The organism is Providencia sp. PROV156 (assembly GCF_028480905.1).
GTDB lineage: Bacteria > Pseudomonadota > Gammaproteobacteria > Enterobacterales > Enterobacteriaceae > Providencia > Providencia hangzhouensis.
On the sequence record NZ_JAMPPE010000057.1, the window covers coordinates 1 to 1608 of the forward strand.

A 1608-nucleotide genomic window follows, 5' to 3' on the forward strand; every position below is an offset into this window, starting at 1 on the left:
TCTAACGTTTGAAATAAGGGGCGCCGAGCGCCAGCGAGGGGAGCCAAAAGCTTGCTTTTGGCCGTCCCGACTTGATTGAAGGGTTGGGCGATTTTGCCATTAGATTTTTTATAAATTTAGTGTGTTTAGAATGGTGATCGCATTTTTCTTGGCTTTTATGCTTGATGTTAAATTCGACCCCAAGTTTCCTGTAAGTGCGGACACAAAAACATATTTATGTCCTGATTTGCTTATAATAAACCCTTCAAACCATCCGTTTTGTAAGGTTCTATTTGCTGTGAATCCTGCACCAGTTTTCCCATACAGTTTTGTACTATTATCCAGATCTTGTAGATACATGTTCTCTATGGTGTTTTCTATGGCTGAGTTTTTAACTGGGAGATTGTGATTAATAATTTTACGCAGGAATTGAATTTGTTCTTCTGGTGAAATTTTTAAGCTACTTTCGAGCCATGCTTCTGTTAATCCGTTGTTTCTTTCTTTATCTCCAGAGAAGTCTTGATTTCCATAATCAAAATCTTTGAGATAATTCTTGATTTTATTTAATCCAATTTTTTGGGTTATTTCTTGCGAAACCCAAACAACAGAAAATTGCATCCACGTCTTTGGTGTATGATTGCTGTTCCAGATCTCCATTCCTTTGGGGGTTTTATCCCATTTGAATATGGTTTTCTGATCTATTATTTCCGCATCAAATGCCATAAGTGATAATGCGATCTTGAAAGTTGAATCTGGTGCCATTTGCGTTGCACACTTTGCTTTATTGAATTGAGCAATTTCAGCGTTTGTGGATGCATCGTAAAGTAAAAAACAACCTTCAGTTCCTTCAAATAATGGAGATGCAACAGTAGAGATATCTGTTGATGCACTGGCGCTGCTGTAGATAATATTTGCAATTATTAAAAAAATAGCGAAGTTGATATGTATTGTGTTTTTCATAATAAGTATTGGTTTGGTAAAGGGCTTAATTTTAACGGCTAACAATTAATGAGGCTCCGGGTTCGCCCAACGTTTGACATGAGGGGCGGCCAAGGGCGCCAGCCCTTGGACGTCCCCCTCGATGGAAGGGTTAGGCATCACTGCGTGTTCGCTCGAATGCCTGGCGTGTTTGAACCATGTACACGGCTGGACCATCTGGGGTGGTTACGGTACCTTGCCTCTCAAACCCCGCTTTCTCGTAGCATCGGATCGCTCGCAAGTTGCTCGGCGACGGGTCCGTTTGGATCTTGGTGACCTCGGGATCATTGAACAGCAACTCAACCAGAGCTCGAACCAGCTTGGTTCCCAAGCCTTTGCCCAGTTGTGATGCATTCGCCAGTAACTGGTCTATTCCGCGTACTCCTGGATCGGTTTCTTCTTCCCACCGTCCGTCCCCGCTTCCAAGAGCAACGTACGACTGGGCATACCCAATCGGCTCTCCATTCAGCATTGCAATGTATGGAGTGACGGACTCTTGCGCTAAAACGCTTGGCAAGTACTGTTCCTGTACGTCAGCAAGTGTCGGGCGTGCTTCTTCTCCGCCCCACCACTCGACGATATGAGATCGATTTAGCCACTCATAGAGCATCGCAAGGTCATGCTCAGTCATGAGGCGCAGTGTGACGGAAT

General features: G+C 43.9%; 2 protein-coding genes. Both read right to left on the bottom strand.

The features are described from left to right. Positions 1-108 precede the first annotated feature (108 nt). Positions 109-939 (bottom strand): oxacillin-hydrolyzing class D beta-lactamase OXA-1, encoded by an 831-nt coding sequence (locus tag PSF31_RS21010; protein ID WP_001334766.1) that lies wholly within the window; start codon positions 937-939, stop codon positions 109-111. A 130-nt stretch (positions 940-1069) separates the two neighbouring features. Further along, on the bottom strand, positions 1070-1608 hold a 539-nt coding region (aac(6')-Ib, locus tag PSF31_RS21015), incomplete at its 5' end, for an AAC(6')-Ib family aminoglycoside 6'-N-acetyltransferase (protein ID WP_272683296.1).